Here is a 337-nt window from a genome sequence, read left to right as displayed (position 1 = left end):
CCAGCGCCAATGCAACTGAGTGGTACCAGCTTGTGGGGATTAGGTCGAGTCATTGCCCTAGAGTATCCAGAATTACGATGTGTGCGTTTAGACTTATCTGCACAAGCGACAACAGAGGATAAAGTGCTTGCACTACTGTTGGAGTTGACAGCACCCGATGCAGAAGATCAAATAGCTATCCGTCAAGGCAAGCGATATGTAGCACGGTTGGTATCAATGCCGCAAATCAGTACAAAAACTAATGAGGAGCAATTATCTATACAACCAGATGGGAGTTATTGGATTACTGGTGGATTAGGAGCATTGGGTTTGGAGGTGGCTGAATGGTTGGTAGAAA

1 protein-coding gene is annotated in these 337 nt (G+C 45.7%); it reads left to right on the top strand.

What is annotated here, in order from left to right; genetic code table 11:
* Positions 1-9: 9 nt before the first annotated feature.
* A partial coding sequence (locus MiSe_RS50025) for a Rossmann-fold NAD(P)-binding domain-containing protein (RefSeq protein WP_226595072.1) occupies positions 10-337 on the top strand: 328 nt, incomplete at its 3' end.

Source organism: Microseira wollei NIES-4236 (assembly GCF_020521235.1).
GTDB classification, from domain to species: Bacteria; Cyanobacteriota; Cyanobacteriia; order Cyanobacteriales; family Aerosakkonemataceae; genus Microseira; species Microseira wollei.
Note: the sequence above shows the minus strand (reverse complement) of the source record. Positions and strands in the feature narration are given on the sequence as shown.